We start from the raw sequence: 26,474 nt of genomic DNA on the forward strand, positions 1-26,474 counted from the left end.
TGAGTACGTGATTGATTGAACGAGTGACGCTGACAACGAAATGTGATGTGTATTGAAAGCCGTTAGGTTAAGTTATTAAGGGCGCACGGCGAATGCCTTGGCACTAGGAGCCGAAGAAGGACGGCACTAACACCGATATGCTTCGGGGAGCTGTAAGTGAGCTTTGATCCGGAGATTTCCGAATGGGGGAACCCACTACGTTTAATCGCGTAGTATCTTGACGTGAATACATAGCGTCTTGAAGGCAGACCCAGGGAACTGAAACATCTAAGTACCTGGAGGAAGAGAAAGAAAAATCGATTCCCTGAGTAGCGGCGAGCGAAACGGGAAGAGCCCAAACCAAGAGGCTTGCCTCTTGGGGTTGTAGGACACTCAATACGGAGTTACAAAAGAGCGAGTTAGATGAAGCGACTTGGAAAGGTCCGCCAGAGCAGGTAAAAGCCCTGTAGTCGAAAGTTCGTTCTCTCCTGAGTGGATCCTGAGTACGGCGGAACACGTGAAATTCCGTCGGAATCCGGGAGGACCATCTCCCAAGGCTAAATACTACCTAGTGACCGATAGTGAACCAGTACCGTGAGGGAAAGGTGAAAAGCACCCCGGAAGGGGAGTGAAAGAGATCCTGAAACCGTGTGCCTACAAGTAGTTAGAGCCCGTTAATGGGTGATAGCGTGCCTTTTGTAGAATGAACCGGCGAGTTACGATTACGTGCGAGGTTAAGCTTTAGAAGGCGGAGCCGCAGCGAAAGCGAGTCTGAATAGGGCGAAATAGTACGTGGTCGTAGACCCGAAACCAGGTGATCTACCCATGTCCAGGGTGAAGGTAAGGTAACACTTACTGGAGGCCCGAACCCACGCACGTTGAAAAGTGCGGGGATGAGGTGTGGGTAGCGGAGAAATTCCAATCGAACTTGGAGATAGCTGGTTCTCTCCGAAATAGCTTTAGGGCTAGCCTCGTGATGAGAATACTGGAGGTAGAGCACTGTTTGGACTAGGGGGCCATCCCGGTTTACCGAATTCAGACAAACTCCGAATGCCAGATATTTATACACGGGAGTCAGACTGCGAGTGATAAGATCCGTAGTCAAAAGGGAAACAGCCCAGACCACCAGCTAAGGTCCCAAAGTAATCGTTAAGTGGAAAAGGATGTGGCGTTGCACAGACAACCAGGATGTTGGCTTAGAAGCAGCCATCATTTAAAGAGTGCGTAATAGCTCACTGGTCGAGTGACGCTGCGCCGAAAATGTATCGGGGCTAAACGATTCACCGAAGCTGTGGATTGACATCTACGATGTCAGTGGTAGGAGAGCGTTCTAAGTGCGTTGAAGTCAGACCGGAAGGACTGGTGGAGCGCTTAGAAGTGAGAATGCCGGTATGAGTAGCGAAAGACGGGTGAGAATCCCGTCCACCGTATGACTAAGGTTTCCTGAGGAAGGCTCGTCCGCTCAGGGTTAGTCGGGACCTAAGCCGAGGCCGATAGGCGTAGGCGATGGACAACAGGTTGATATTCCTGTACCACCTCCTCACCGTTTGAGAAATGGGGGGACGCAGTAGGATAGGGTAAGCGCGCTGTTGGTTATGCGCGTCCAAGCAGTAAGGCGTGTGTGTAGGCAAATCCGCACACTGTAACGTTGAGCTGTGATGGCGAGTCCGTATGGACGAAGTTCCTGATTTCACACTGCCAAGAAAAGCCTCTATCGAGGTGAGAGGTGCCCGTACCGCAAACCGACACAGGTAGTCGAGGAGAGAATCCTAAGGTGTGCGAGAGAACTCTCGTTAAGGAACTCGGCAAAATGACCCCGTAACTTCGGGAGAAGGGGTGCTCTTGAGCGTGCAAGCGCATGAGAGCCGCAGTGAATAGGCCCAGGCGACTGTTTAGCAAAAACACAGGTCTCTGCAAAACCGTAAGGTGACGTATAGGGGCTGACGCCTGCCCGGTGCTGGAAGGTTAAGAGGAGTGGTTAGCGCAAGCGAAGCTGCGAATTGAAGCCCCAGTAAACGGCGGCCGTAACTATAACGGTCCTAAGGTAGCGAAATTCCTTGTCGGGTAAGTTCCGACCCGCACGAAAGGCGTAACGATCTGGGCACTGTCTCAACGAGAGACTCGGTGAAATTATAGTACCTGTGAAGATGCAGGTTACCCGCGACAGGACGGAAAGACCCCGTGGAGCTTTACTGTAGCCTGATATTGAATTTTGGTACAACTTGTACAGGATAGGTAGGAGCCAGAGATCTCGGAGCGCCAGCTTCGAAGGAGGCGTCGGTGGGATACTACCCTGGTTGTATTGAAATTCTAACCCATGCCCCTTAGCGGGGCAGGAGACAGTGTCAGGCGGACAGTTTGACTGGGGCGGTCGCCTCCTAAAAGGTAACGGAGGCGCCCAAAGGTTCCCTCAGAATGGTTGGAAATCATTCGTAGAGTGTAAAGGCACAAGGGAGCTTGACTGCGAGACCTACAAGTCGAGCAGGGTCGAAAGACGGGCTTAGTGATCCGGTGGTTCCGCATGGAAGGGCCATCGCTCAACGGATAAAAGCTACCCCGGGGATAACAGGCTTATCTCCCCCAAGAGTCCACATCGACGGGGAGGTTTGGCACCTCGATGTCGGCTCATCGCATCCTGGGGCTGTAGTCGGTCCCAAGGGTTGGGCTGTTCGCCCATTAAAGCGGTACGCGAGCTGGGTTCAGAACGTCGTGAGACAGTTCGGTCCCTATCCGTCGTGGGCGTAGGAAATTTGAGAGGAGCTGTCCTTAGTACGAGAGGACCGGGATGGACACACCGCTGGTGTACCAGTTGTCTTGCCAAAGGCATCGCTGGGTAGCTATGTGTGGACGGGATAAGTGCTGAAAGCATCTAAGCATGAAGCCCCCCTCAAGATGAGATTTCCCATTACGCAAGTAAGTAAGATCCCTCAAAGACGATGAGGTAGATAGGTTCGAGGTGGAAGTGTGGTGACACATGGAGCTGACGAATACTAATCGATCGAGGACTTAACCAAAAACGTTTGAACCATTCAATGCACGTTTATCCAGTTTTGAAAGAATAATTTCTTTTATGAAGGGTTTCAAGATACGAGTAGTTCGAGGAAGCAATGGAGAGAGGGAAGGAGCGTACTCAAGTACGTGACTGACTGAACGACAGAAGCTGACGAAGAAATGCGATGTATATTGAAAGCCGACTATAGTCTAGTGATGATGGCAAAGAGGTCACACCCGTTCCCATACCGAACACGGAAGTTAAGCTCTTTAGCGCCGATGGTAGTTGGGGGCTTCCCCCTGTGAGAGTAGGACATCGCTAGGCAATAGAAACAGTCAGCTGTGTGCTGGCTGTTTTTTTATTTTTGTATCTTTTGAAAACCCCTTGCTATGCGAGAGGTTCTAAAGAGCTTCTAGCTATGGACAAGAAAAAATCCCCAATCGTATAATGAATTCGGGTCTGGTCAACCGACTTCGTACGAAAGGGGATCCAAATAGATAACAAGAGTTTAGCACACACAACATGGAATTGTAAGTATCACATTGTCTTTGCGCCAAAATATAGAAGGCAGATTATTTGTGTACAAATTAAAGTTAATATAGGGAGAATCCTTTGCTAGTTAGGTGAAAGAAAAGGAGCAGAAATTATCGAAGCAACAGCCTGCCCTGATTATATTCATATGTTGGTGAGTAATTCTCCAAAATTAAGTGTTTCATATGGGTTATTTGAAAGGGAAAGGTAGTTTAATGAAATTTGATTGACAGGCGAATCTGAAATACAAATATATTAACAGGGAGTTTTGATGTCGTGGATATTATGTAGATACAGTAGGAAGAAACAAAAAACATTCAGAAATATATAGTCAATGACAACAGTATTCTTGAGGATCAAATGATCATGAAGGGTTGTTCGTGCATAAAAATCTTGACTAATTTAAATTTATTTTCAGCTATATGTATGGAATGTCCTGTGCGCTTCCTTTCTCTACTATGACATAATAAGACCAATTATATTTTTGCATAAATCGTTACACTATTTTTTTGTTGGTAGATTTCTGAAAAATGTAGTGATTTCACCTTAACCATAACCAAATGTATGGCCTGCCCTTACCTTACCTGACTGTTTCGCCTCTTTCTCCTCTACGAATGTTTCAATAGCATTTTAACTATGTGTGTTTTATATTCAGTTCCTCTAGTACTTGTTTTACTGGTATACAAGCAACTTCATTTCATTTGCCCTCATTTTACTTCAAATGGGTAACTTACTCTTAATAGCCATAGAAAAAACGTCTCTCTTAATTAATAGGTCAGTATGTACTAATTACCTTCCTTTTGTGAAACCCCTTTTATTCCGTATATTAGAAAAAATCCAATTCGATCATAAACAAAAGTTGTTAACCATGTTTTAGGTTTCGACAATAAAGTATAAATTTTAGTTCTAATCATCATTACCCTCTCTTATACTGTAAAGATTACATCAAAAAGGAGAGGAAATTTTGTGGATTGATGGCGTTTTTTCTGGTGGTGGTTTGAAGGGATTTGCCCTGGTTGGGGCATATCAAGTACTAGAAGCTGAACATTTTCGTTTTAAACGTGTAGCTGGTACAAGTGCAGGTGCAATTTTAGCTGCGTTTATTGCTGCAGGATATAGCGGTAAAGAGATCGAAGCTATGCTAGAAGAATTGGATGTACCTTCATTACTGGATCCTAGAAGAACAATATTACCTTTCCCTTTTATGAAATGGATAAATGTTTATAATCATTTAGGTCTTTATAAAGGAAAGGCATTAGAAAAATGGTTTTTTCAAAAATTAGCTGCAAAAGGTGTATATACTTTTGGAGATTTGCCTAAAGATTCACTAAAATTAGTAGCTTCAGATTTGACCAATGGTAGAATGATTGTTTTACCAGATGATCTACACAAATATCAGATTGATGCGAAGAACTTTTCAGTTGCTTGTGCACTACGTATGAGTTGTGGTATACCATTTTTCTTTGAACCAGTTACCTTAAAAACTGGCAAAGGAGAATCAGTAATCGTGGATGGTGGGGTTTTAAGTAATTTCCCATTATGGATATTTGATGATAAAGAAGGTCGAAAAGTACGACCAATTTTGGGTTTGAAGCTAAGCAGAAGGAGAGAAGAACAATGTCCGCAAGAAATTAAAAATGGCCTAAACTTATTTGAAGCATTATTTTCAACTATGAAAGACGCACATGATGAGAGGTATATATCAAGGCGACATGAAAGAGATATTATCTTTATTCCTGTAGAAGATTATAGTGCAACTCAATTTGATTTAAATGAGGAGACAAAAGAAACTCTTTTAGAAATAGGAAGAAATCGTACAATTCAATTTTTACGGAATTGGCCAAGGTTGAAATTTTAGTTCGTTTAAAATTATTTATATAAAACTATTGACCAATAATAAATGAGGTGTTATTATATAAAAGTTGCTGTTGAGATAAGCAACTACTAAAATATAAAAATAAAATAACTTTTGACATTAAATATTAAACATGTTATTATATAAAAGTTAGCTCTTAACAAAGAGAAAACATAAAATGAACCTTGAAAACTGAACAAGCAAAACGTAATCAATAAAGTTTTTAGTAACTAACCTTGGTTAGTGAACAAAACAAAATTTTGGACATCAAAATGATGCCAGCAAAACAATTTGAGCTATTCAAATTTCTTTTATGGAGAGTTTGATCCTGGCTCAGGACGAACGCTGGCGGCGTGCCTAATACATGCAAGTCGAGCGAACAGAGAAGGAGCTTGCTCCTTCGACGTTAGCGGCGGACGGGTGAGTAACACGTGGGCAACCTACCTTATAGTTTGGGATAACTCCGGGAAACCGGGGCTAATACCGAATAATCTGTTTCACCTCATGGTGAAACACTGAAAGACGGTTTCGGCTGTCGCTATAGGATGGGCCCGCGGCGCATTAGCTAGTTGGTGAGGTAACGGCTCACCAAGGCGACGATGCGTAGCCGACCTGAGAGGGTGATCGGCCACACTGGGACTGAGACACGGCCCAGACTCCTACGGGAGGCAGCAGTAGGGAATCTTCCACAATGGGCGAAAGCCTGATGGAGCAACGCCGCGTGAGTGAAGAAGGATTTCGGTTCGTAAAACTCTGTTGTAAGGGAAGAACAAGTACAGTAGTAACTGGCTGTACCTTGACGGTACCTTATTAGAAAGCCACGGCTAACTACGTGCCAGCAGCCGCGGTAATACGTAGGTGGCAAGCGTTGTCCGGAATTATTGGGCGTAAAGCGCGCGCAGGTGGTTTCTTAAGTCTGATGTGAAAGCCCACGGCTCAACCGTGGAGGGTCATTGGAAACTGGGAGACTTGAGTGCAGAAGAGGATAGTGGAATTCCAAGTGTAGCGGTGAAATGCGTAGAGATTTGGAGGAACACCAGTGGCGAAGGCGACTATCTGGTCTGTAACTGACACTGAGGCGCGAAAGCGTGGGGAGCAAACAGGATTAGATACCCTGGTAGTCCACGCCGTAAACGATGAGTGCTAAGTGTTAGGGGGTTTCCGCCCCTTAGTGCTGCAGCTAACGCATTAAGCACTCCGCCTGGGGAGTACGGTCGCAAGACTGAAACTCAAAGGAATTGACGGGGGCCCGCACAAGCGGTGGAGCATGTGGTTTAATTCGAAGCAACGCGAAGAACCTTACCAGGTCTTGACATCCCGTTGACCACTGTAGAGATATAGTTTCCCCTTCGGGGGCAACGGTGACAGGTGGTGCATGGTTGTCGTCAGCTCGTGTCGTGAGATGTTGGGTTAAGTCCCGCAACGAGCGCAACCCTTGATCTTAGTTGCCATCATTTAGTTGGGCACTCTAAGGTGACTGCCGGTGACAAACCGGAGGAAGGTGGGGATGACGTCAAATCATCATGCCCCTTATGACCTGGGCTACACACGTGCTACAATGGACGATACAAACGGTTGCCAACTCGCGAGAGGGAGCTAATCCGATAAAGTCGTTCTCAGTTCGGATTGTAGGCTGCAACTCGCCTACATGAAGCCGGAATCGCTAGTAATCGCGGATCAGCATGCCGCGGTGAATACGTTCCCGGGCCTTGTACACACCGCCCGTCACACCACGAGAGTTTGTAACACCCGAAGTCGGTGAGGTAACCTTTTGGAGCCAGCCGCCGAAGGTGGGATAGATGATTGGGGTGAAGTCGTAACAAGGTAGCCGTATCGGAAGGTGCGGCTGGATCACCTCCTTTCTAAGGATTATTTCGGAATACAAACCTAGGGTTTGTAAGATTACGTTTTGCGTTCAGTTTTGAAGGTTCATTCTTTCTTGAATGAAAATCTTCAAAACTTGTTCTTTGAAAACTGGATAAAACGACATTGAAATTGTAACAAACACATTTATTTTTTAAGTTTTTTATAGGCTTAATAACTTGGTTAAGTTATTAAGGGCGCACGGCGAATGCCTTGGCACTAGGAGCCGAAGAAGGACGGCACTAACACCGATATGCTTCGGGGAGCTGTAAGTGAGCTTTGATCCGGAGATTTCCGAATGGGGGAACCCACTACGTTTAATCGCGTAGTATCTTGACGTGAATACATAGCGTCTTGAAGGCAGACCCAGGGAACTGAAACATCTAAGTACCTGGAGGAAGAGAAAGAAAAATCGATTCCCTGAGTAGCGGCGAGCGAAACGGGAAGAGCCCAAACCAAGAGGCTTGCCTCTTGGGGTTGTAGGACACTCAATACGGAGTTACAAAAGAGCGAGTTAGATGAAGCGACTTGGAAAGGTCCGCCAGAGCAGGTAAAAGCCCTGTAGTCGAAAGTTCGTTCTCTCCTGAGTGGATCCTGAGTACGGCGGAACACGTGAAATTCCGTCGGAATCCGGGAGGACCATCTCCCAAGGCTAAATACTACCTAGTGACCGATAGTGAACCAGTACCGTGAGGGAAAGGTGAAAAGCACCCCGGAAGGGGAGTGAAAGAGATCCTGAAACCGTGTGCCTACAAGTAGTTAGAGCCCGTTAATGGGTGATAGCGTGCCTTTTGTAGAATGAACCGGCGAGTTACGATTACGTGCGAGGTTAAGCTTTAGAAGGCGGAGCCGCAGCGAAAGCGAGTCTGAATAGGGCGAAATAGTACGTGGTCGTAGACCCGAAACCAGGTGATCTACCCATGTCCAGGGTGAAGGTAAGGTAACACTTACTGGAGGCCCGAACCCACGCACGTTGAAAAGTGCGGGGATGAGGTGTGGGTAGCGGAGAAATTCCAATCGAACTTGGAGATAGCTGGTTCTCTCCGAAATAGCTTTAGGGCTAGCCTCGTGATGAGAATACTGGAGGTAGAGCACTGTTTGGACTAGGGGGCCATCCCGGTTTACCGAATTCAGACAAACTCCGAATGCCAGATATTTATACACGGGAGTCAGACTGCGAGTGATAAGATCCGTAGTCAAAAGGGAAACAGCCCAGACCACCAGCTAAGGTCCCAAAGTAATCGTTAAGTGGAAAAGGATGTGGCGTTGCACAGACAACCAGGATGTTGGCTTAGAAGCAGCCATCATTTAAAGAGTGCGTAATAGCTCACTGGTCGAGTGACGCTGCGCCGAAAATGTATCGGGGCTAAACGATTCACCGAAGCTGTGGATTGACATCTACGATGTCAGTGGTAGGAGAGCGTTCTAAGTGCGTTGAAGTCAGACCGGAAGGACTGGTGGAGCGCTTAGAAGTGAGAATGCCGGTATGAGTAGCGAAAGACGGGTGAGAATCCCGTCCACCGTATGACTAAGGTTTCCTGAGGAAGGCTCGTCCGCTCAGGGTTAGTCGGGACCTAAGCCGAGGCCGATAGGCGTAGGCGATGGACAACAGGTTGATATTCCTGTACCACCTCCTCACCGTTTGAGAAATGGGGGGACGCAGTAGGATAGGGTAAGCGCGCTGTTGGTTATGCGCGTCCAAGCAGTAAGGCGTGTGTGTAGGCAAATCCGCACACTGTAACGTTGAGCTGTGATGGCGAGTCCGTATGGACGAAGTTCCTGATTTCACACTGCCAAGAAAAGCCTCTATCGAGGTGAGAGGTGCCCGTACCGCAAACCGACACAGGTAGTCGAGGAGAGAATCCTAAGGTGTGCGAGAGAACTCTCGTTAAGGAACTCGGCAAAATGACCCCGTAACTTCGGGAGAAGGGGTGCTCTTGAGCGTGCAAGCGCATGAGAGCCGCAGTGAATAGGCCCAGGCGACTGTTTAGCAAAAACACAGGTCTCTGCAAAACCGTAAGGTGACGTATAGGGGCTGACGCCTGCCCGGTGCTGGAAGGTTAAGAGGAGTGGTTAGCGCAAGCGAAGCTGCGAATTGAAGCCCCAGTAAACGGCGGCCGTAACTATAACGGTCCTAAGGTAGCGAAATTCCTTGTCGGGTAAGTTCCGACCCGCACGAAAGGCGTAACGATCTGGGCACTGTCTCAACGAGAGACTCGGTGAAATTATAGTACCTGTGAAGATGCAGGTTACCCGCGACAGGACGGAAAGACCCCGTGGAGCTTTACTGTAGCCTGATATTGAATTTTGGTACAACTTGTACAGGATAGGTAGGAGCCAGAGATCTCGGAGCGCCAGCTTCGAAGGAGGCGTCGGTGGGATACTACCCTGGTTGTATTGAAATTCTAACCCATGCCCCTTAGCGGGGCAGGAGACAGTGTCAGGCGGACAGTTTGACTGGGGCGGTCGCCTCCTAAAAGGTAACGGAGGCGCCCAAAGGTTCCCTCAGAATGGTTGGAAATCATTCGTAGAGTGTAAAGGCACAAGGGAGCTTGACTGCGAGACCTACAAGTCGAGCAGGGTCGAAAGACGGGCTTAGTGATCCGGTGGTTCCGCATGGAAGGGCCATCGCTCAACGGATAAAAGCTACCCCGGGGATAACAGGCTTATCTCCCCCAAGAGTCCACATCGACGGGGAGGTTTGGCACCTCGATGTCGGCTCATCGCATCCTGGGGCTGTAGTCGGTCCCAAGGGTTGGGCTGTTCGCCCATTAAAGCGGTACGCGAGCTGGGTTCAGAACGTCGTGAGACAGTTCGGTCCCTATCCGTCGTGGGCGTAGGAAATTTGAGAGGAGCTGTCCTTAGTACGAGAGGACCGGGATGGACACACCGCTGGTGTACCAGTTGTCTTGCCAAAGGCATCGCTGGGTAGCTATGTGTGGACGGGATAAGTGCTGAAAGCATCTAAGCATGAAGCCCCCCTCAAGATGAGATTTCCCATTACGCAAGTAAGTAAGATCCCTCAAAGACGATGAGGTAGATAGGTTCGAGGTGGAAGTGTGGTGACACATGGAGCTGACGAATACTAATCGATCGAGGACTTAACCAAAACGTTTGAAACATTCAATGAACCGTTTATCCAGTTTTGAAAGAATAATTTCTTTTATGAAGGGTTTCAAGATACGAGTAGTTCGAGGAAGCAATGGAGAGAGGGAAGGAGCGTACTCAAGTACGTGACTGACTGAACGACAGAAGCTGACGAAGAAATACGATGTATATTGAAAGCCGACCATAGTCTAGTGATGATGGCAAAGAGGTCACACCCGTTCCCATACCGAACACGGAAGTTAAGCTCTTTAGCGCCGATGGTAGTTGGGGGCTTCCCCCTGTGAGAGTAGGACGTCGCTAGGCAATAGAAACAGTCAGCTGTATGCTGGCTGTTTTTTTATTTCCTAATGAAATTCTTTAATAATTTAAAGGATTTTCTACAAAAAACAATTATTTTCTAAGAAATATTATGAAAAAATTAAATATATCTAACTCATTCTATATTTTTACTGTAGCTATTTATTTGGATTTTTAATTAAAATTTGCTATCATTAAAAATCTGAATTGTCTTTCTTTTATAAGTTTCTTGACAGTAGCAGTCCACGTTGTTAATCTTACAATTAATATTCTTTTAACTATAGGAGGAAGTTACGAAAATGTGGGAGACTAAATTTGCCAAAGAAGGTTTAACTTTTGATGATGTATTATTAGTACCAGCTCATTCCGAAGTATTACCGAAAGATGTTGATCTATCTGTTCAATTAACACCAAAGATTAAATTAAACATTCCAATGGTCAGTGCAGGTATGGATACAGTTACAGAGTCTAAAATGGCGATTGCTATGGCACGTCAAGGCGGTATCGGTATTATTCATAAAAACATGGGGATCGATGAGCAAGCTGAACAAGTAGAAAAAGTAAAACGTTCTGAAAATGGTGTTATTACAAACCCATTCTTCTTAACTCCGACACATCAAGTTTTCGATGCTGAGCATCTAATGGGTAAATACCGAATCTCTGGTGTACCTATTGTTGATAGTATGGAAAATCAAAAGCTAGTAGGGATTATTACAAACCGTGACTTACGTTTTATCTCTGATTACTCTTTAAAAATTGAAGATGTAATGACAAAAGAAGATTTGATTACAGCACCTGTAGGAACGACTTTAGAGGATGCTGAAAAAATTCTTCAACAATATAAAATCGAAAAACTTCCAATTGTAGATGAAGAAGGTAGATTAACTGGTCTTATTACAATTAAAGATATCGAGAAAGTAATTGAGTTCCCGAATGCTGCTAAAGATACACATGGTCGTTTACTAGTAGGAGCAGCAGTCGGTGTATCAAAAGATACAATGGTGCGTATTGAGAAACTTGTAGAAGCACAAGTTGACATTGTAGTAATCGATACAGCCCATGGGCATTCAGAAGGCGTTTTACAAACAATCCGTTCAATCCGAGAAACCTACCCAGAGTTAGAGATCATTGCTGGTAACGTAGCAACAGGAGAAGGTGCACGTGCATTATTTGAAGCTGGTGCAGATGTTGTTAAAGTAGGTATTGGTCCAGGTTCTATTTGTACTACACGTGTTGTAGCTGGTGTGGGTGTACCACAAATTACAGCAGTATATGATTGTGCTACAGTAGCTCGTGAGCTTGGTAAAACAATTATTGCTGATGGTGGTATTAAATACTCTGGTGATATCGTAAAAGCTCTAGCAGCTGGAGGTAATGTTGTAATGCTTGGTTCACTTCTTGCAGGTACATCTGAATCTCCTGGAGAAACAGAAATCTTCCAAGGACGTCGTTTCAAAGTTTACCGTGGTATGGGTTCTATCGGAGCAATGGAAAAAGGTTCTAAAGATCGTTACTTCCAAGAGGATGCGAAAAAATTAGTACCTGAGGGTATTGAGGGTCGCCTTCCATATAAGGGACCATTAGCTGATACAATTTACCAACTGATTGGTGGTATTCGCGCTGGTATGGGTTATTGTGGAGCACCACATCTTGAGCACCTACGAGATAATGCACAATTTGTTAGAATGACAGGTGCTGGTCTACGGGAATCACATCCACATGATGTACAGATTACAAAAGAATCACCAAACTATTCCATGTAATAAATTACTTGCAACTTTTATGCTTTCGCATCGTCTACAAAGATGGCGCGAGAGCATTTTTTTATGGTAGAGAGTCAACACGGTTGTTGTTATCTATGATAAAATGTCGAGGACAAGATTATTTTTTTGGAGGGCTTTAAAGGTGAAAAAGAAAATGAACACCGTATTACGTTTACTCCTAATCCCTGTTTTATTATTTAGTATTTTTGCGGGTATTCCTGCAAAGGCAAATGCGGAAACAGATTTGGGATTAACAGTGGATGCTGCGATTTTAATTGACGCAGATTCAGGGAAAATTTTATATGAACAAAACGCAGATACTTCACTAGGTATTGCAAGTATGACGAAAATGATGACTGAATACCTGTTACTGGACGCGATTGATGCAGGGACAGTTAAGTGGGAACAGGAATATCAAGTAACAGATTATACGTATCGTATGTCTCAAAATCGTGCATTAAGTAATGTACCTTTACGTAGAGATGGCTCTTACACGATTCGTGAGTTATACGAAGCCATGGCCATTTATTCGGCAAATGCGGCAACCGTAGCTATTGCCGAAACGATTGCGGGTTCTGAGACTGAATTTTTAAAGTTAATGAATAAAAAGGCAGAGGAACTTGGCTTAGAGGGCTATAAATTTGTCAATTCTACGGGTCTTAATAACGCTGATTTATTTGGTATGCATCCATCAGGTACAGGTCCAGAAGACGAAAATGTGATGCCTGCTAAATCTGTAGCTAAATTGGCGTATCATCTATTAAAAGACCACCCGAAGGTTTTAGAAACATCTCAAATTACAAAGAAAACGTTCCGTGAAGGCACAGATGATGCAATTGAAATGTCTAACTGGAACTTTATGTTACCTGGATTAGTGTATGAGTATCAAGGTGTAGATGGATTAAAAACAGGTACAACAAACTTTGCAGGTCACTGCTTCACAGGTACTGCAGAGCGCAATGGTACTCGTTTGATTGCAGTGGTTATGAAAGCTGTTGATGCAAATGGACAAGGATCATATGCAGCTCGCTTTGATGCCACAGCAAAATTATTTAATTATGGTTTTTCACAATTCTCTAAACAAGAAATTTTACCAGCGAACTATACATTCAAAGATCAAAAAACAGTAAAAGTGACAAAAGGTAAAGAAGACAAAGTAGCGATTGCAGTAAAAGAACCAATTTCATTTATGATTAAGTCTTCTGATAAAGATTTATATAAACCTACATTGGTTTTAGATAAAAAGAGTTTAGAGGCAGATGTTAAGAAAGACACTGTTGTAGGAAAGGTCGTTATTGAGCGCACAGAAGGCACTGATTACGGCTTTATCGATGGCAAGGATATTTCATCCGATGTTGTCACAACAGAGGCTGTAGAGCGTGCTAGCGGTATTTCATTGTTCTTCCAAGGTATAGGTAACTTCTTCGGCAATTTATGGGGAGGCATTACAGACTTTGTTGGGGGACTATTTTAATCTATAGTTAATGAGCACATGAATGTTATAAAGCATTCATGTGCTTTTTCACATTTTAGCATAGTCCTGCATAAGCTAATAGGCGAAAGGATGTGGCTAAATGTGTGGAATTACAGGATGGGCTAGTTTTCAAAGGGATTTAAGAACAAGTGACACAATTTTAAAATCGATGACACAAACATTAAATAAAAGAGGGCCGGATGATGAAAATATTTGGTGTAGTGAGCATATTGCATTTGGCCATCGACGATTGGCAGTTATCGATCTAATTGGCGGCAAACAGCCAATGAAAAAAATACATGATGGCGTAAACTATGTCATTACATACAATGGCGAACTTTATAATACGGAAGAGTTACGTAAAGAACTTTTAAAAAGAGGCCACAGCTTTACAACACATTCAGATACGGAAGTGTTATTAACTGCCTATATTGAATGGAAAGAAAAATGTGTAGATTTTTTAAATGGCATTTTTGCCTTCGGTGTTTGGGATGAGCAAACACAATCACTATTTTTATGCCGAGATCGATTAGGTGTGAAACCTTTGTATTATACAGAGCAACAAGGCGGTGTGCTTTTTGCATCTGAAGTGAAGGCCTTGTTGGCACATCCCATGGTTCAAGCAAGTGTAAATGTGGAAGGATTGGCAAGTATGATGGCTGTAGGGCCCTCTAGAGCACCAGGCAAGACACTTTTTCAAAATATCGAGGAATTAAGACCGGGATATGCTATGCGGTTTTCCAGAGAAGGCTTGAAAAAGTGGCCATATTGGCAGCTACAAAGCCAAAGGCATGAAGAAACATTAGAGGAAACTACTGAGCATGTTCGTTTTTTATTGACGGATGCGATTGAACGTCAGCTTATTTCAGATGTACCTATTTGTACATTTCTTTCAGGTGGACTTGATTCAAGTATCATTACCGGCATTGCAGCAAATAGATTTCAACAACAAAATCATAAATTGCATACATTTTCTATCGATTACGAAGATAATGAACGTTTCTTTAATCCACATGCTTTCCAAACATCAACGGATACGTATTGGATACAAAAAATGACGGATACTTTCCAGACAACACATCATGCAGAGGAAATCACGCAACAACAATTAATTGATTTATTAGTAGAATCAGTGATCGTCCGGGATTCTCCTGGAATGGCAGATGTCGACTCATCGTTATTATGGTTTTGTCGAGAAATAAAAAAAGATTTTACTGTAGCATTATCAGGAGAGTGTGCAGATGAAATTTTTGGTGGATACCCATGGTTTCAAGAAAAAACTTCAGGTTTTCCTTGGATTCGTTCATTGTCTGAAAGAGGTGGATTACTTCAAGAGAAGTGGGATAAAAAATTAAAAATTGAGTCCTATGCACATCAACTCTACACACAAACAATGGCTGAAGTACCGTTGTTAGATGGAGAAAGTCCTGCAGAAGCAAGACATCGAGAAATGTTTTATTTAAATATGCTCTGGTTCATGCAAACATTGTTAGAAAGAAAAGATCGTATGAGCATGGGGGCAAGTTTAGAGGTGCGTGTTCCTTTTGCAGATCATAGGCTTGTGGAATATGCTTGGAATATTCCGTGGGAAATGAAGAATTTGGATGGAATAGAAAAAGGATTACTTCGAAAATCGATGGCACACTTATTACCTGATGAAGTGTTGTATCGTAAAAAGAATCCTTATCCTAAAACGTACCACCCTGTTTATACAGCAGGTGTTCAAAAATGGTTGAGAGAAATCCTTCACGATAAAAATTCAATTTTACATGAACTATTTGAACGACAAAAGCTTGCAGAGTTAATTGAATCGGGAGGTAGCTCTTTTAAAATTCCATGGTATGGGCAATTAATGGCAGGGCCTCAGCTTTTAGCATATTTAGGGCAAATTCATACATGGTTTGAACACTATCAGATTCAATTGATTGAAACGTAAAAGAAAATGACCTATCTACTAACTAGTAGACGGGTCATTTTTTTCTATTTCCCAACAATCCATCAGCTGTTCAATGGATTGTTCAATTGTTTGAACAGGTATTCCACCAAAGCCAAGTAAAAATTGAGCATGTGAAGATTCATAATGGTCTAGTCTATAAGCAGATAACGGATAAATACCAATCTCCGCTTGAGAAGCAAGTTGCTGTAATTGTTTTTCTGATAAAATGTGCTGTACTTCTAATAAAATATGCATTCCAGCTTGTTCACCAGTTATTTTAATCGCTGAAGAATATTTTTCTAAAAAGGAGGTTAGCTTATCATGTTTTTTTCGATAAACTTTACGCATTCGATTGAGGTGCTTTGCAAAATGCCCGTCTCGCATAAAATTTGCCACGATATGCTGATCGAAGCGAGGTACAGTAGATGAATAATAATTAAAGACATCGTTATATGTGGCAAGTAGTTTAGGTGGAAGTACAAAATAAGCTACTCGCAAGGATGGCATTAATGACTTTGTAAAAGTACTCATGTAAATCACTTTATCATTTCGATCTAAGGCATGTAGTGCAGGAATGGGTTTTCCAGCATAACGAAATTCCGAATCATAATCATCTTCAATAATATAACGTGAGGAGCTCTGAGCAGCCCAGTTTAAAGCTTGTGCCCGTCTAGTGGCAGATAATACCGCACCGGTAGGAAATTGGTGTGAGGGTGTAATATAAACGACATTAGCGCTCGTTTTTTCAAGCTCATGAATAATAATTCCCTCTTCATCCACTGCAATCGGATAGACTTTTCGCTTATGCTGCGAAAACATACGATGCACGGCTGGGTACCCTGGGTTTTCTAGGGCAAAGCAGGTATCGTCGTTAAAAAGACGTAGGATCATAGGCAGAAGCTGTTCAGTACCAGAGCCAATTACGATTTGCTTTGGATGACAGACAACACCGCGTGATTGATATAGATAATTTGCAATCTCTGTACGTAAAGAAAGTTCACCTTGAGGTTCACCTGTTAATAATAATTCTTTTGAGGTATCGTCAAAAAGCTCTTTCGCATACTTTCTCCATGTTTGAAACGGAAAGGCATCGATATCAATAGAACCAGGATTAAAATCAATTTTGTATGTTTTTTTCTTAGGATGCTCATTGACGGAGGTTACATTGTCTTGCTGAATGTAGGGTAGTTCATCTATTTCTTCAACAAAGTAGCCAACCCGTGATTTAGACATAATATAACCTTCAGCTAATAGCTGTGCATAAGCAATTTCAATTGTTGTTTGAGAAATATTTAAAAAATCGGATAATTTTCTTTTTGACGGTAATTTTTCTCCTACCATTATTTTCTTGGAAATAATAGCATCCTTAATACCGTTATAAAGCTGATCATAAAGCGGTTTATCACTATCTCTTTCAAGCTGAAATAAAAGCATATCCATGTTGTATAACCTCCTGACCTTATGATTATTTTAAAAACTGGATATTTTTATATGGTCAATTTCTATTATACTAAACTTCATCATAAAGGTGGAGGTTAGAAAATGAAACAAACAGGTACAGAGTTAGTAAAACGTGGAATGGCAGAAATGCAAAAGGGCGGCGTTATTATGGACGTCATTAATGCAGAGCAAGCAAAAATAGCAGAAGCAGCAGGCGCTGTAGCCGTTATGGCATTAGAAAGGGTACCTTCAGATATTCGTAAGGCAGGTGGCGTTGCACGTATGGCTGATCCTCGTATTGTGGAGGAAGTAATGGCGGCTGTAACCATTCCTGTTATGGCAAAGGCACGTATAGGGCATATCGTTGAAGCACGCGTTTTAGAGGCAATGGGGGTTGATTATATTGATGAAAGTGAAGTTTTAACACCAGCAGATGAAGAATACCATTTATTAAAAAGTGATTACACAGTACCGTTTGTGTGCGGCTGTCGTGATTTAGGTGAAGCAGCCCGTCGTATCGGAGAAGGCGCGTCAATGCTACGAACAAAAGGTGAACCAGGAACAGGGAATATAGTGGAGGCAGTTCGACATATTCGCAAAGTAAATGCTCAGGTACGTAAAGTAGTGGGTATGACAGAAGATGAATTAATGACGGAGGCAAAATTACTGGGGGCTCCTTTCGAATTATTAAGAGAAATTAAACGTCTTGGTCGTTTACCAGTAGTAAATTTTGCGGCAGGTGGTGTTGCTACGCCAGCCGATGCTGCATTAATGATGGAGCTTGGAGCTGATGGCGTTTTCGTGGGCTCTGGTATTTTCAAATCCGAAAATCCAGAAAAATTTGCACGTGCTATTGTGGAGGCGACTATCCACTATAAAGACTATAAGCTAATTGCTGAAATATCTAAAGAGCTCGGTGTACCAATGAAGGGTATTGATATTGCACAGCTTGGGCAAAACGAGCGTATGCAAGAGCGAGGCTGGTAAAATGAAACGAATTGGTGTTTTAGCATTACAAGGAGCAGTCCGTGAGCATGTCCAAATGTTAGAAGGGCTTGATTGTGAAGCGATTTTAGTAAAACAGAAGAAGGATTTAGTGAATCTCGATGGACTTGTACTACCTGGTGGGGAAAGTACGACAATGCGAAAATTGCTGGACCGTTTTGACCTACTAGAGCCAATCCGTGAACTTGCACAGCAAGGTTTACCGGTATTTGGCACATGTGCAGGATTAATTTTATTAGCCAATCAATTAGTGGATGACGAACCGCATTTAGCAGTTATGGATGTGACGGTAGCAAGAAATTCATTTGGACGTCAGATAGATAGCTTCGAAGTTCAACTGGATATTCCTAAAATAGGTGCACATATTCCAGCAGTTTTTATTCGTGCACCTCATATTGAAGCGGTAGGTAAAGATGTTGATGTTCTCGCTCAGCATGACGGAAAAATAATTTTGGCGCAAGATGGTCATTTATTAGGTTGTTCGTTTCATCCTGAATTAACAGCAGATAAGCGAATTCTTGAATATTTTGTCTCCTCTATGGTATGACTTGCAAAATTTGTTTTCATATAGTACAGTATGGTTAAAATTTAAATAATTGAACACGATGATGGGAAGTAGTAGCAAGCACGTTTTTTTTAGAGAGTCAGCGGTTGGTGGAAGCTGATAAAAGCACTTGTGAATCCGTCCTGGAGTTGCACAGTCGAAGTGAGTGAAGTAGGCTGTAGCCGGCTGAAATGCCGTTATAAAATAAGTGGATTAGGCATACGCCTAGTCAATTAGGGTGGCAACGCGGGTAGCTCTCGTCCCTTTCCAGGGATGAGGGCTTTTTTGTGTTTATTTTGATGCAACAATTTCCCATCATTAAAGAAACTATTGGAGGTATGAATATGTTAGATATTAAACGTGTACGCGATAATTTCGCGGAAATTAAAGAAATGCTATTAACACGTAATGAAGATTTAGGTAACTTAGATGACTTTGAAGGCTTAGATGCAAAGCGTCGTGAATTAATTGCTAAAACAGAAGAATTAAAAGCAGAACGTAATAAAGTATCTGAACAAATTTCACTTATGAAGCGCAATAAGGAAAACGCAGATGAAGTCATTGCTCGTATGCGTCAGGTAGGCGATGAAATTAAAGAATTAGACAATCAATTAAATGATGTAGAAGAGCGCTTTAAAGATATGATGATGCGTTTACCAAACATTCCTCATGAATCTGTCCCAGTAGGTACAACAGAGGACGACAATGTTGAGGAATATACTTGGGGCGAAATTCCAGCATTTGATTTTGATATTAAAGCACACTGGGATCTAGCGACAGATTTGAAAATTGTGGATTTTGAACGTGGCGCAAAAGTAACAGGTAGCCGTTTCTTATTCTACCGTGGTCTTGGAGCTCGTTTAGAACGTGCATTAATGACGTTTATGATGGATTTACATGCAGAAGAGCATGGCTATGAGGAAATGCTACCACCTGTCATTGTAAATCGTGATAGCTTAACAGGTACTGGACAGCTTCCAAAATTCGAGGAAGATGTATTCAAATTAGAAGAAACTGATTATTTCATGATTCCAACAGCAGAGGTTCCAGTAACGAACTTCTATCGTGATGAAATATTACCAGCTGAGGCTTTACCACAAGGCTTTGCTGCATACAGTGCATGCTTCCGCTCAGAGGCAGGTTCTGCAGGACGTGATACACGTGGTTTAATCCGTCAACACCAATTCAATAAAGTAGAACTAGTTCGTTTTGTAAAACCAGAGGAATCATACGAACAGTTAGAGCTATTAACAGGTCATGCTGAAAAAGTACTGCAATTATTAGGATTACCATATCGTAAACTAAAAATGTGTACAGCCGATTTAGGCTTTACTGCAGCGAAGAAATATGATTTAGAAGTGTGGATTCCAGCACAAAACATGTACCGTGAAATTTCTTCTTGTTCTAACTTTGAGGATTTCCAAGCACGACGTGCAAATATCCGCTTCCGTCGTGAACCAAATGCAAAACCAGAGTATGTTCACACATTAAATGGTTCAGGTCTTGCCATTGGTCGTACAGTTGCGGCTATCCTGGAAAACTATCAACAAGCTGATGGAAGCGTAGTGATTCCTGAAGTTTTAAGACCTTATATGGGTGGTAAAGACGTAATCGCACCAAAATAAAAAACAAATAAAAGCTATTTTAGACCATCCTTTAGGGGAGAATCTAAAATGGCTTTTTTGCTTTTCCAAAATTGAAATCTCTCATGAAAGGTTTTGTAATTTTTTATAATCTAGCAAATTTAAATATATTAATTAGAAATTGGCTTAACACCTGAAACAAGTACCGTTTTTGAAGTCATGCAATCAGGGAAATCCGTTTTAACCTATGGGCAATAGCTTACAACATTAGATGGTTTTAGTTATTTATCGCTAAACTTATCCCATTATGGAGCAATGGAAAGCTATGGAGGCAATTGAATTCTCAGAACATTTTTATGAAAGTAAGCATTAAAATGCTTAAATAATTTCCTGGGACATAATCTATCTCGAGATAATCATACGGCCAATCGTCTAGAGGATTTCATTACGATAAACACTGAAATGAAGTCTCAACTTGAAAAGGCCAGTCTGAGCGCAAAGAAAAATGCTCCGATTTTATTAACAGGGGAAACTAGAACAGAGACAGATTTTATAGCACAAGTTCTTCATAATGAAAGTTGCCGCTATACTAATGAAGAAAGAAAAGGTCAGTTACAGGAAGCTAATGGTGGAACGTTACTCATTGACCACCAGATGTATCTTTACAAGCAATATCGAAGGTGAATGTGTTTTCAGACGATTAACTATTTAACCTTAATATTCATTACTGTTGCTGCTACGACACAGTTCATATATATTGCTATTACTCTGAGGATAAAAAAGAAGGTGTCTCATTAGGAGGCACCTTCTTTAATTGATAGTCTCATTTTTCGAAGCTATACGTGCTTTTTTCTCAGCTTTTTTACGCTCTCGTAAGGCTTTAAAAAAATCGGTTAAAATTTGTCCACATTCATCTGCTAAGATTCCTTCAGATACTTCACATTCATGGTTAAAGCGTGCATCGTTTAATAAACGATAGAGTGAATCTACACAGCCTGCTTTGATATCTCTTGCACCATAGACAACACGTGGTACACGAGATTGCAAAATTGCACCTGCGCACATTGGGCAAGGTTCAAGCGTAACATAGAGTGTTGTTTTTTCGAGACGCCAGCTGCCGATTTTTTTACAAGCCTCTTGAATAACCATTAGCTCAGCATGTGTTGTTGCATTCTGTGTTGTTTCTCGTAAATTATGAGCTTTTGCAATAATTTCCCCATTGTAAACAAGTACAGCACCTATAGGCACTTCCCCAAGTATAGCTGCTTTTTTGGCTTCCTTTAATGCTTGTTTCATAAATAGACGATCTGTTTCAAAAATATCCACTAAAAATCTCTCCTTATAAAGTAGTTTATCCTGCTTAATTGGTAATTGCTACTTTTAACTTTCTTTCAGCGGGTGTCAAGGAATCAGAAAGGAACGCTTTGTGTAAGCACAAAGCTAAATTTGAATGCAACTAGGCTTCGGTATAGTTGATTATTGACATTCCTAAAATAACCCTATATATTTATACATGAACACATGCTCATATATAAATATTTAAGAATGGGGTAAACTTTTATGGATGAAACATTAAAAAGTTCAAAAACACAAAAAATTGCAATTCAGCATTTAGATGAAGAGACATTATTTGTAGTATCTCAAACCTTTAAGGCATTGAGTGATCCGACTCGAATTCGCATTTTAAACTTACTATGTACAGATGAACATTCAGTCAACGACATTGCTGAAATTTTAGATTTAGGCCAATCGACTGTTTCTCATCAATTACGTTTTTTAAAAAATTTACGCTTAGTGAAATTTCGAAGAGAGGGAACAACCTTGTATTATTCTAAGGATGACGATCACATTATAAATTTATTGAAGCAAGCTATTGAGCATGCGACACATAATTAAATGAAATGGAGGAATATAAATGGGACATCAACACGATCACGGTCATAATCATACACATGGTGCAAATAAAAAGGTGTTATTACTGTCGTTTATTATTATTACAGGCTATATGATAGTAGAGGCAATTGGTGGTTTTTTAACGAATAGCTTAGCTCTTTTATCAGACGCAGGTCATATGTTAAGTGACTCTATCTCTTTAGGTATTGCGATGTTAGCCTTTATGTTTGGAGAAAAGGCGGCTAGCTATAGTAAAACGTATGGTTATAAACGATTTGAAATTTTAGCTGCTGTATTAAATGGTATTACATTAATAGGGATAGCATTATTTATTTTCTATGAAGCGTTTAAACGCTTTGCCAATCCGCCTGAAGTAGCTACTTCAGGAATGCTTATTATTAGTACGATTGGTTTGTTCATTAATATTTTAGTGGCATGGATTATGATGCGTGGCAGTGACACAAAAGATAATTTAAATATGCGTGGCGCTTTTTTACATGTACTTAGCGATATGCTAGGGTCTGTAGGGGCAATTGTTGCGGCTTTATTAATTATGTTTTTTGGCTGGGGCTGGGCAGATCCACTTGCGAGCGTAATTGTTGCTTTATTAGTAGTAAGAAGTGGCTACTATGTCACAAAGGCTTCAATCCATGTCTTAATGGAAGGAACACCTTCAAATGTAGATGTTCAGGAAATTATTCAACTAATAGAACAGACGGATGGAATAAAAAGTATCCATGATCTACACATCTGGACAATTACTAGTGGAACGAATGCATTGTCCTGTCATGCGGTTGTCAATGAACAGTTAAAAATAGCTGATGGTGAGCATATTCTACGAAAAATTGAACATAATCTTGAGCATAAGGGTATTAAGCATGTAACCATTCAATTAGAAACGGCATCACATCAACATGAAAATACAATTTTATGCCAATTAAAAAATGATCATGAGCATCATCATGAATAAAAAAATTTTTATGGCTTGCATACCCTTCTTGGGTATAGTATTATGAAGTTGAGATAGGAGGGGTAGAATGGAAGACACAGTAAAAGATGATGTTTGTCATACAGAGGGAGCTACGTCTTGTCGAAAAAGTCATCACCCTGAGCGTGTGAAAAAGGATTTAACAACGCGCTTAAATCGTATTGAAGGCCAGATTCGCGGCATTAAAGGAATGATTGATAAAGACGTTTACTGTGATGATATTATTACGCAACTATCTGCTACACAGTCCGCATTAAATAGTGTGGCAAAAATATTATTAGAAGGTCACTTAAAGGGTTGTGTTGTAGATCGTTTATCAGAGGGCGATGAAGCGGTTTTAGATGAGTTAGTAGTAACGATTCAAAAGTTAATGAAAAAATAAATATAAACCATATTAAAAGGAGAGATTTTATTATGCAAAACGTAACGTTAAATGTACAAGGAATGTCATGTGGTCATTGTGTAAGTGCAGTTGAAAAAAATGTTGGTGCTTTAGCTGGTGTTGAACAAGTAAAAGTTAATTTAGCAGATGGTTTAGTTGATGTTGCATTTGATGATGCACAAGTATCCATTGATCAAATTAAAGAGACAATTGATGATCAAGGCTATGATGTAAAATAGTAGTTGCAGAGTGCTCCTGTAGCACTCTCTTATTTTCAAAAAAATATACCCCCTGTTGGTATAAGGAGAGGTGAAAGGTAAATGAGTTCTGATATAAAAGAAGCGAATTTGCAAATTACAGGCATGACATGTGCAGCCTGTGCCACTCGTATAGAAAAAGGCTTAAATAAAATGGATGGGGTAGAACAAGCGACGGTTAATTTAGCGCTAGAAAAATCATCTATTAAGTATGACTCAAAAAAGCTAACTGAAGAAGATTTTGAAAAGAAAATAGAAGCACTAGGTTATGGTGTTGTTAAACAAAAGACTGAGCTTGATATTACGGGTATGACATGTGCAGCTTGTGCGACTCGCATTGAAAAAGGGTTAAATAAGCTAAGTGGTATTTCTTCTGCCAATGTTAACCTAGCACTGGAGAAAGCGGTGATTGAGTTTAATCCATCAGAAGTGTCCATGGCAGATATCATTGCAAAGGTAGAGAAGTTAGGCTATGGTGCTCATCAAAAGGCAGATGAGCAGGAAACAGTGGATTACCGTGAAAAAGCCATTAAACAGCAACAACGGAAATTTATTTTTTCGGCTATTCTTTCTTTACCATTGCTTTGGACGATGGTCGGCCATTTTTCCTTTACGTCATTTTTATATGTGCCAGAATTCCTTATGAATCCATGGGTCCAAATGCTACTGGCTACTCCTGTGCAATTTATTATTGGTAAGCAATTTTATGTAGGTGCCTATAAAGCATTACGCAATGGCAGTGCAAATATGGATGTACTTGTGGTCATGGGGACATCAGCAGCTTATTTCTATAGTGTCTATCAAGCGATTGTGACGATAGGATCACACCATGGTCCACATCTTTATTTTGAGACGAGTGCAGTTTTAATTACATTAATTTTATTAGGTAAATTATTTGAAGCAAAAGCAAAAGGACGTTCATCTGAAGCCATAAAAAAACTAATGGGACTTCAAGCCAAAACCGCTATTGTTGTACGTGATGGTGTAGAAAAAGAGATTCCTTTAGAAGAAGTGATCATTGGCGATGTAATGTTAGTGAAACCAGGGGAAAAGATTCCAGTTGATGGCGAGGTAATAGAGGGAATAACAGCCGTTGACGAATCAATGTTAACAGGGGAAAGTCTACCAGTTGATAAGAAACAAGGCGATCCATTATTTGGTTCTACGCTTAATAAAAATGGTTTTATTAAAATGATAGCGACAAAGGTTGGTCGTGATACAGCATTAGCGCAAATCATAAAAGTGGTAGAAGATGCTCAAGGATCAAAAGCACCGATTCAACGTTTGGCAGACCGAATTTCAGGGATTTTCGTACCAATCGTTGTTGGCATTGCAATTGTCACATTTTTAATTTGGATTATATGGGTTCGACCTGGTGAATTTACACCTGCTTTAGAGGTTTTAATTGCAGTACTTGTCATTGCTTGTCCATGTGCTCTTGGATTAGCAACGCCAACGTCAATAATGGCAGGCTCAGGACGTGCAGCTGAATTTGGTATTTTATTTAAAGGTGGAGAACATTTAGAACAAACACAAAGTATTGATACAGTAGTTGTAGATAAAACTGGTACAGTGACACATGGTAAACCTGAGCTTACAGATGTTTTATTAGCATCAGAGCAGGATGAAGTACGCTTTTTATCTTTAATTGGGGCAGCTGAGAAACAATCAGAGCACCCTCTAGCAGAAGCCATTGTACACGGTATAGAAGATCGTGGTATCGCTTTAGGTGAAGTTCAATTCTTCGAAGCAATACCTGGTTATGGTGTGCAGGCAACTGTCTCAGGTCAAGGTATTGTCATTGGTACACGTAAATTAATGCAACAATATGGAATTTATATTGATGATATATTACCAACCATGGAGCAACTAGAACGCAACGGCAAAACAGCGATGCTTGCTGCCATTAATGGTCGATATGCAGGCTTAGTAGCGGTCGCTGATACAGTGAAAGATACATCAAAAGATGCTATTCATCGTTTACAGGATATGGGCATTACGGTCATTATGATGACTGGTGATAATGAACGGACTGCTCAAGCCATAGGAACAGAGGTAGGCGTAAATTATGTAATTGCTGAAGTATTACCTGAAGGCAAAGCAGATGAAGTGAAAAAGCTTCAAGCTCAAGGGAAAAAAGTAGCGATGGTAGGTGACGGTATTAATGATGCACCTGCACTGGCAACCGCAAATATTGGTATGGCAATCGGTACAGGAACAGACGTTGCGATGGAAGCGGCAGACATTACGCTAATTCGTGGTGACTTAAATAGTATCGCAGATGCCATTCTAATGAGTCGAAAAACAATGCGTAATATTAAACAAAATCTATTTTGGGCATTTGCCTACAATACATTAGGTATTCCTATTGCTGCAATCGGTCTACTTGCTCCGTGGGTGGCAGGGGCAGCAATGGCTTTCAGTTCGGTATCGGTAGTATTGAATGCACTACGATTACAGCGAGTGAAATTATAAGAATTGTAAGGGCATTGGGAAGTATATTCTCGATGTCTTTTTTCTATGAATTAGAGAAAAATCGCGCAGAGAAATTTACTAGAACAATCAATAGGTTGATTCTGTTTTT

At 41.5% G+C, this 26,474-nt stretch carries 15 protein-coding genes, 5 rRNA genes, 1 pseudogene and 1 other annotated feature; of the genes and pseudogenes, 19 read left to right on the top strand and 2 right to left on the bottom strand.

Going from position 1 to position 26,474, the window contains the following annotated elements:
- Window positions 1-65: 65 nt before the first annotated feature.
- The 10 genes and pseudogenes from MHI04_RS00055 (at window position 66) to asnB (ending at window position 15,798) form a co-directional block, all read left to right on the top strand.
- A 23S ribosomal RNA gene (locus tag MHI04_RS00055) occupies window positions 66-2,993 on the top strand.
- A gap of 186 nt (window positions 2,994-3,179) precedes the next feature.
- Window positions 3,180-3,295, top strand: a 5S ribosomal RNA gene (rrf, locus tag MHI04_RS00060).
- A gap of 169 nt (window positions 3,296-3,464) precedes the next feature.
- Window positions 3,465-3,771, top strand: a pseudogene (gene tnpA, locus MHI04_RS00065) (IS200/IS605 family transposase); the annotation flags it as partial.
- A 695-nt stretch (window positions 3,772-4,466) separates the two neighbouring features.
- Window positions 4,467-5,360: a patatin-like phospholipase family protein gene (locus MHI04_RS00070; RefSeq protein WP_036124545.1), complete on the top strand. Its 894-nt coding sequence runs from the start codon at window positions 4,467-4,469 to the stop codon at window positions 5,358-5,360.
- Window positions 5,361-5,667: 307 nt separating this feature from the next.
- Window positions 5,668-7,219: ribosomal RNA gene (locus tag MHI04_RS00075) — 16S ribosomal RNA — on the top strand.
- Window positions 7,220-7,401: 182 nt separating this feature from the next.
- A 23S ribosomal RNA gene (locus tag MHI04_RS00080) occupies window positions 7,402-10,329 on the top strand.
- Window positions 10,330-10,515: 186 nt separating this feature from the next.
- A 5S ribosomal RNA gene (gene rrf, locus MHI04_RS00085) occupies window positions 10,516-10,631 on the top strand.
- Together the 16S, 23S and 5S rRNA genes form the textbook arrangement of a ribosomal RNA operon.
- A 293-nt stretch (window positions 10,632-10,924) precedes the next feature.
- Complete coding sequence (guaB, locus tag MHI04_RS00090; RefSeq protein ID WP_036122042.1) at window positions 10,925-12,388, top strand: IMP dehydrogenase; 1,464 nt, start codon at window positions 10,925-10,927, stop codon at window positions 12,386-12,388.
- Between the two features lie 142 nt (window positions 12,389-12,530).
- Window positions 12,531-13,862, top strand: coding sequence for a D-alanyl-D-alanine carboxypeptidase family protein (locus MHI04_RS00095; protein WP_080717062.1), 1,332 nt, complete (start codon window positions 12,531-12,533; stop codon window positions 13,860-13,862).
- Between the two features lie 100 nt (window positions 13,863-13,962).
- Window positions 13,963-15,798 (top strand): asparagine synthase (glutamine-hydrolyzing), encoded by a 1,836-nt coding sequence (gene asnB / locus MHI04_RS00100; RefSeq protein WP_101966300.1) that lies wholly within the window; start codon window positions 13,963-13,965, stop codon window positions 15,796-15,798.
- Window positions 15,799-15,816: 18 nt separating this feature from the next.
- Here asnB and MHI04_RS00105 read toward each other — a convergent pair whose 3' ends face one another.
- Complete coding sequence (locus tag MHI04_RS00105; RefSeq protein ID WP_342535229.1) at window positions 15,817-17,238, bottom strand: PLP-dependent aminotransferase family protein; 1,422 nt, start codon at window positions 17,236-17,238, stop codon at window positions 15,817-15,819.
- A 102-nt stretch (window positions 17,239-17,340) separates the two neighbouring features.
- Between MHI04_RS00105 and pdxS the strand changes: the two genes are divergently transcribed.
- From pdxS to MHI04_RS00125, 4 genes are all read left to right on the top strand, one after another.
- The gene (pdxS, locus tag MHI04_RS00110; protein ID WP_342535230.1) at window positions 17,341-18,225 is read left to right on the top strand and encodes a pyridoxal 5'-phosphate synthase lyase subunit PdxS; all 885 of its coding nucleotides are present in this window, start codon (window positions 17,341-17,343) and stop codon (window positions 18,223-18,225) included.
- A gap of 1 nt (window position 18,226) precedes the next feature.
- The gene (pdxT, locus tag MHI04_RS00115) at window positions 18,227-18,790 is read left to right on the top strand and encodes a pyridoxal 5'-phosphate synthase glutaminase subunit PdxT (protein ID WP_342535231.1); all 564 of its coding nucleotides are present in this window, start codon (window positions 18,227-18,229) and stop codon (window positions 18,788-18,790) included.
- 49 nt (window positions 18,791-18,839) lie between these two features.
- Window positions 18,840-19,055 (top strand) — a binding site (T-box leader).
- Window positions 19,056-19,131: 76 nt separating this feature from the next.
- A complete protein-coding gene (serS, locus tag MHI04_RS00120; RefSeq protein ID WP_089934916.1) occupies window positions 19,132-20,412 on the top strand; it encodes a serine--tRNA ligase in 1,281 nt (426 codons plus the stop codon).
- A 420-nt stretch (window positions 20,413-20,832) separates the two neighbouring features.
- Complete coding sequence (locus MHI04_RS00125) at window positions 20,833-21,054, top strand: hypothetical protein (protein WP_342535232.1); 222 nt, start codon at window positions 20,833-20,835, stop codon at window positions 21,052-21,054.
- A 126-nt stretch (window positions 21,055-21,180) separates the two neighbouring features.
- Here MHI04_RS00125 and tadA read toward each other — a convergent pair whose 3' ends face one another.
- Window positions 21,181-21,696, bottom strand: coding sequence for a tRNA adenosine(34) deaminase TadA (tadA, locus tag MHI04_RS00130; RefSeq protein WP_196243739.1), 516 nt, complete (start codon window positions 21,694-21,696; stop codon window positions 21,181-21,183).
- Window positions 21,697-21,930: 234 nt separating this feature from the next.
- Here tadA and MHI04_RS00135 point away from each other — a divergent pair, with 234 nt between their 5' ends.
- From MHI04_RS00135 to MHI04_RS00155, 5 genes are all read left to right on the top strand, one after another.
- A complete protein-coding gene (locus MHI04_RS00135) occupies window positions 21,931-22,266 on the top strand; it encodes a metalloregulator ArsR/SmtB family transcription factor (protein ID WP_342535233.1) in 336 nt (111 codons plus the stop codon).
- A 19-nt stretch (window positions 22,267-22,285) separates the two neighbouring features.
- Complete coding sequence (locus MHI04_RS00140; RefSeq protein WP_342535235.1) at window positions 22,286-23,233, top strand: cation diffusion facilitator family transporter; 948 nt, start codon at window positions 22,286-22,288, stop codon at window positions 23,231-23,233.
- A 67-nt stretch (window positions 23,234-23,300) separates the two neighbouring features.
- A complete protein-coding gene (locus MHI04_RS00145; RefSeq protein WP_036122075.1) occupies window positions 23,301-23,633 on the top strand; it encodes a metal-sensitive transcriptional regulator in 333 nt (110 codons plus the stop codon).
- A gap of 32 nt (window positions 23,634-23,665) precedes the next feature.
- Window positions 23,666-23,872, top strand: coding sequence for a copper chaperone CopZ (copZ, locus tag MHI04_RS00150; protein ID WP_058843215.1), 207 nt, complete (start codon window positions 23,666-23,668; stop codon window positions 23,870-23,872).
- A gap of 81 nt (window positions 23,873-23,953) precedes the next feature.
- On the top strand, window positions 23,954-26,365 hold the full coding sequence (locus MHI04_RS00155; RefSeq protein ID WP_089934904.1) for a heavy metal translocating P-type ATPase: 2,412 nt from the start codon (window positions 23,954-23,956) through the stop codon (window positions 26,363-26,365).
- The last annotated feature ends 109 nt before the right edge of the window (window positions 26,366-26,474 follow it).

This window comes from Lysinibacillus sp. FSL K6-1151 (assembly GCF_038630755.1).
Classification (GTDB): Bacteria; Bacillota; Bacilli; order Bacillales_A; family Planococcaceae; genus Lysinibacillus; species Lysinibacillus fusiformis_D.

What these genes read in the sequence shown, in the direction of transcription:
- MHI04_RS00155 (WP_089934904.1), top strand. Translation starts at nt 23,954, where the DNA reads ATGAGTTCTGATATAAAAGAAGCGAATTTGCAAATTACAGGCATGACA.
- MHI04_RS00105 (WP_342535229.1), bottom strand. Translation starts at nt 17,238, where the DNA reads ATGGATATGCTTTTATTTCAGCTTGAAAGAGATAGTGATAAACCGCTT.
- pdxT (WP_342535231.1), top strand. Translation starts at nt 18,227, where the DNA reads ATGAAACGAATTGGTGTTTTAGCATTACAAGGAGCAGTCCGTGAGCAT.
- MHI04_RS00140 (WP_342535235.1), top strand. Translation starts at nt 22,286, where the DNA reads ATGGGACATCAACACGATCACGGTCATAATCATACACATGGTGCAAAT.
- pdxS (WP_342535230.1), top strand. Translation starts at nt 17,341, where the DNA reads ATGAAACAAACAGGTACAGAGTTAGTAAAACGTGGAATGGCAGAAATG.
- MHI04_RS00135 (WP_342535233.1), top strand. Translation starts at nt 21,931, where the DNA reads ATGGATGAAACATTAAAAAGTTCAAAAACACAAAAAATTGCAATTCAG.
- MHI04_RS00125 (WP_342535232.1), top strand. Translation starts at nt 20,833, where the DNA reads ATGAAGTCTCAACTTGAAAAGGCCAGTCTGAGCGCAAAGAAAAATGCT.
- serS (WP_089934916.1), top strand. Translation starts at nt 19,132, where the DNA reads ATGTTAGATATTAAACGTGTACGCGATAATTTCGCGGAAATTAAAGAA.
- asnB (WP_101966300.1), top strand. Translation starts at nt 13,963, where the DNA reads ATGTGTGGAATTACAGGATGGGCTAGTTTTCAAAGGGATTTAAGAACA.
- MHI04_RS00145 (WP_036122075.1), top strand. Translation starts at nt 23,301, where the DNA reads ATGGAAGACACAGTAAAAGATGATGTTTGTCATACAGAGGGAGCTACG.
- guaB (WP_036122042.1), top strand. Translation starts at nt 10,925, where the DNA reads ATGTGGGAGACTAAATTTGCCAAAGAAGGTTTAACTTTTGATGATGTA.
- copZ (WP_058843215.1), top strand. Translation starts at nt 23,666, where the DNA reads ATGCAAAACGTAACGTTAAATGTACAAGGAATGTCATGTGGTCATTGT.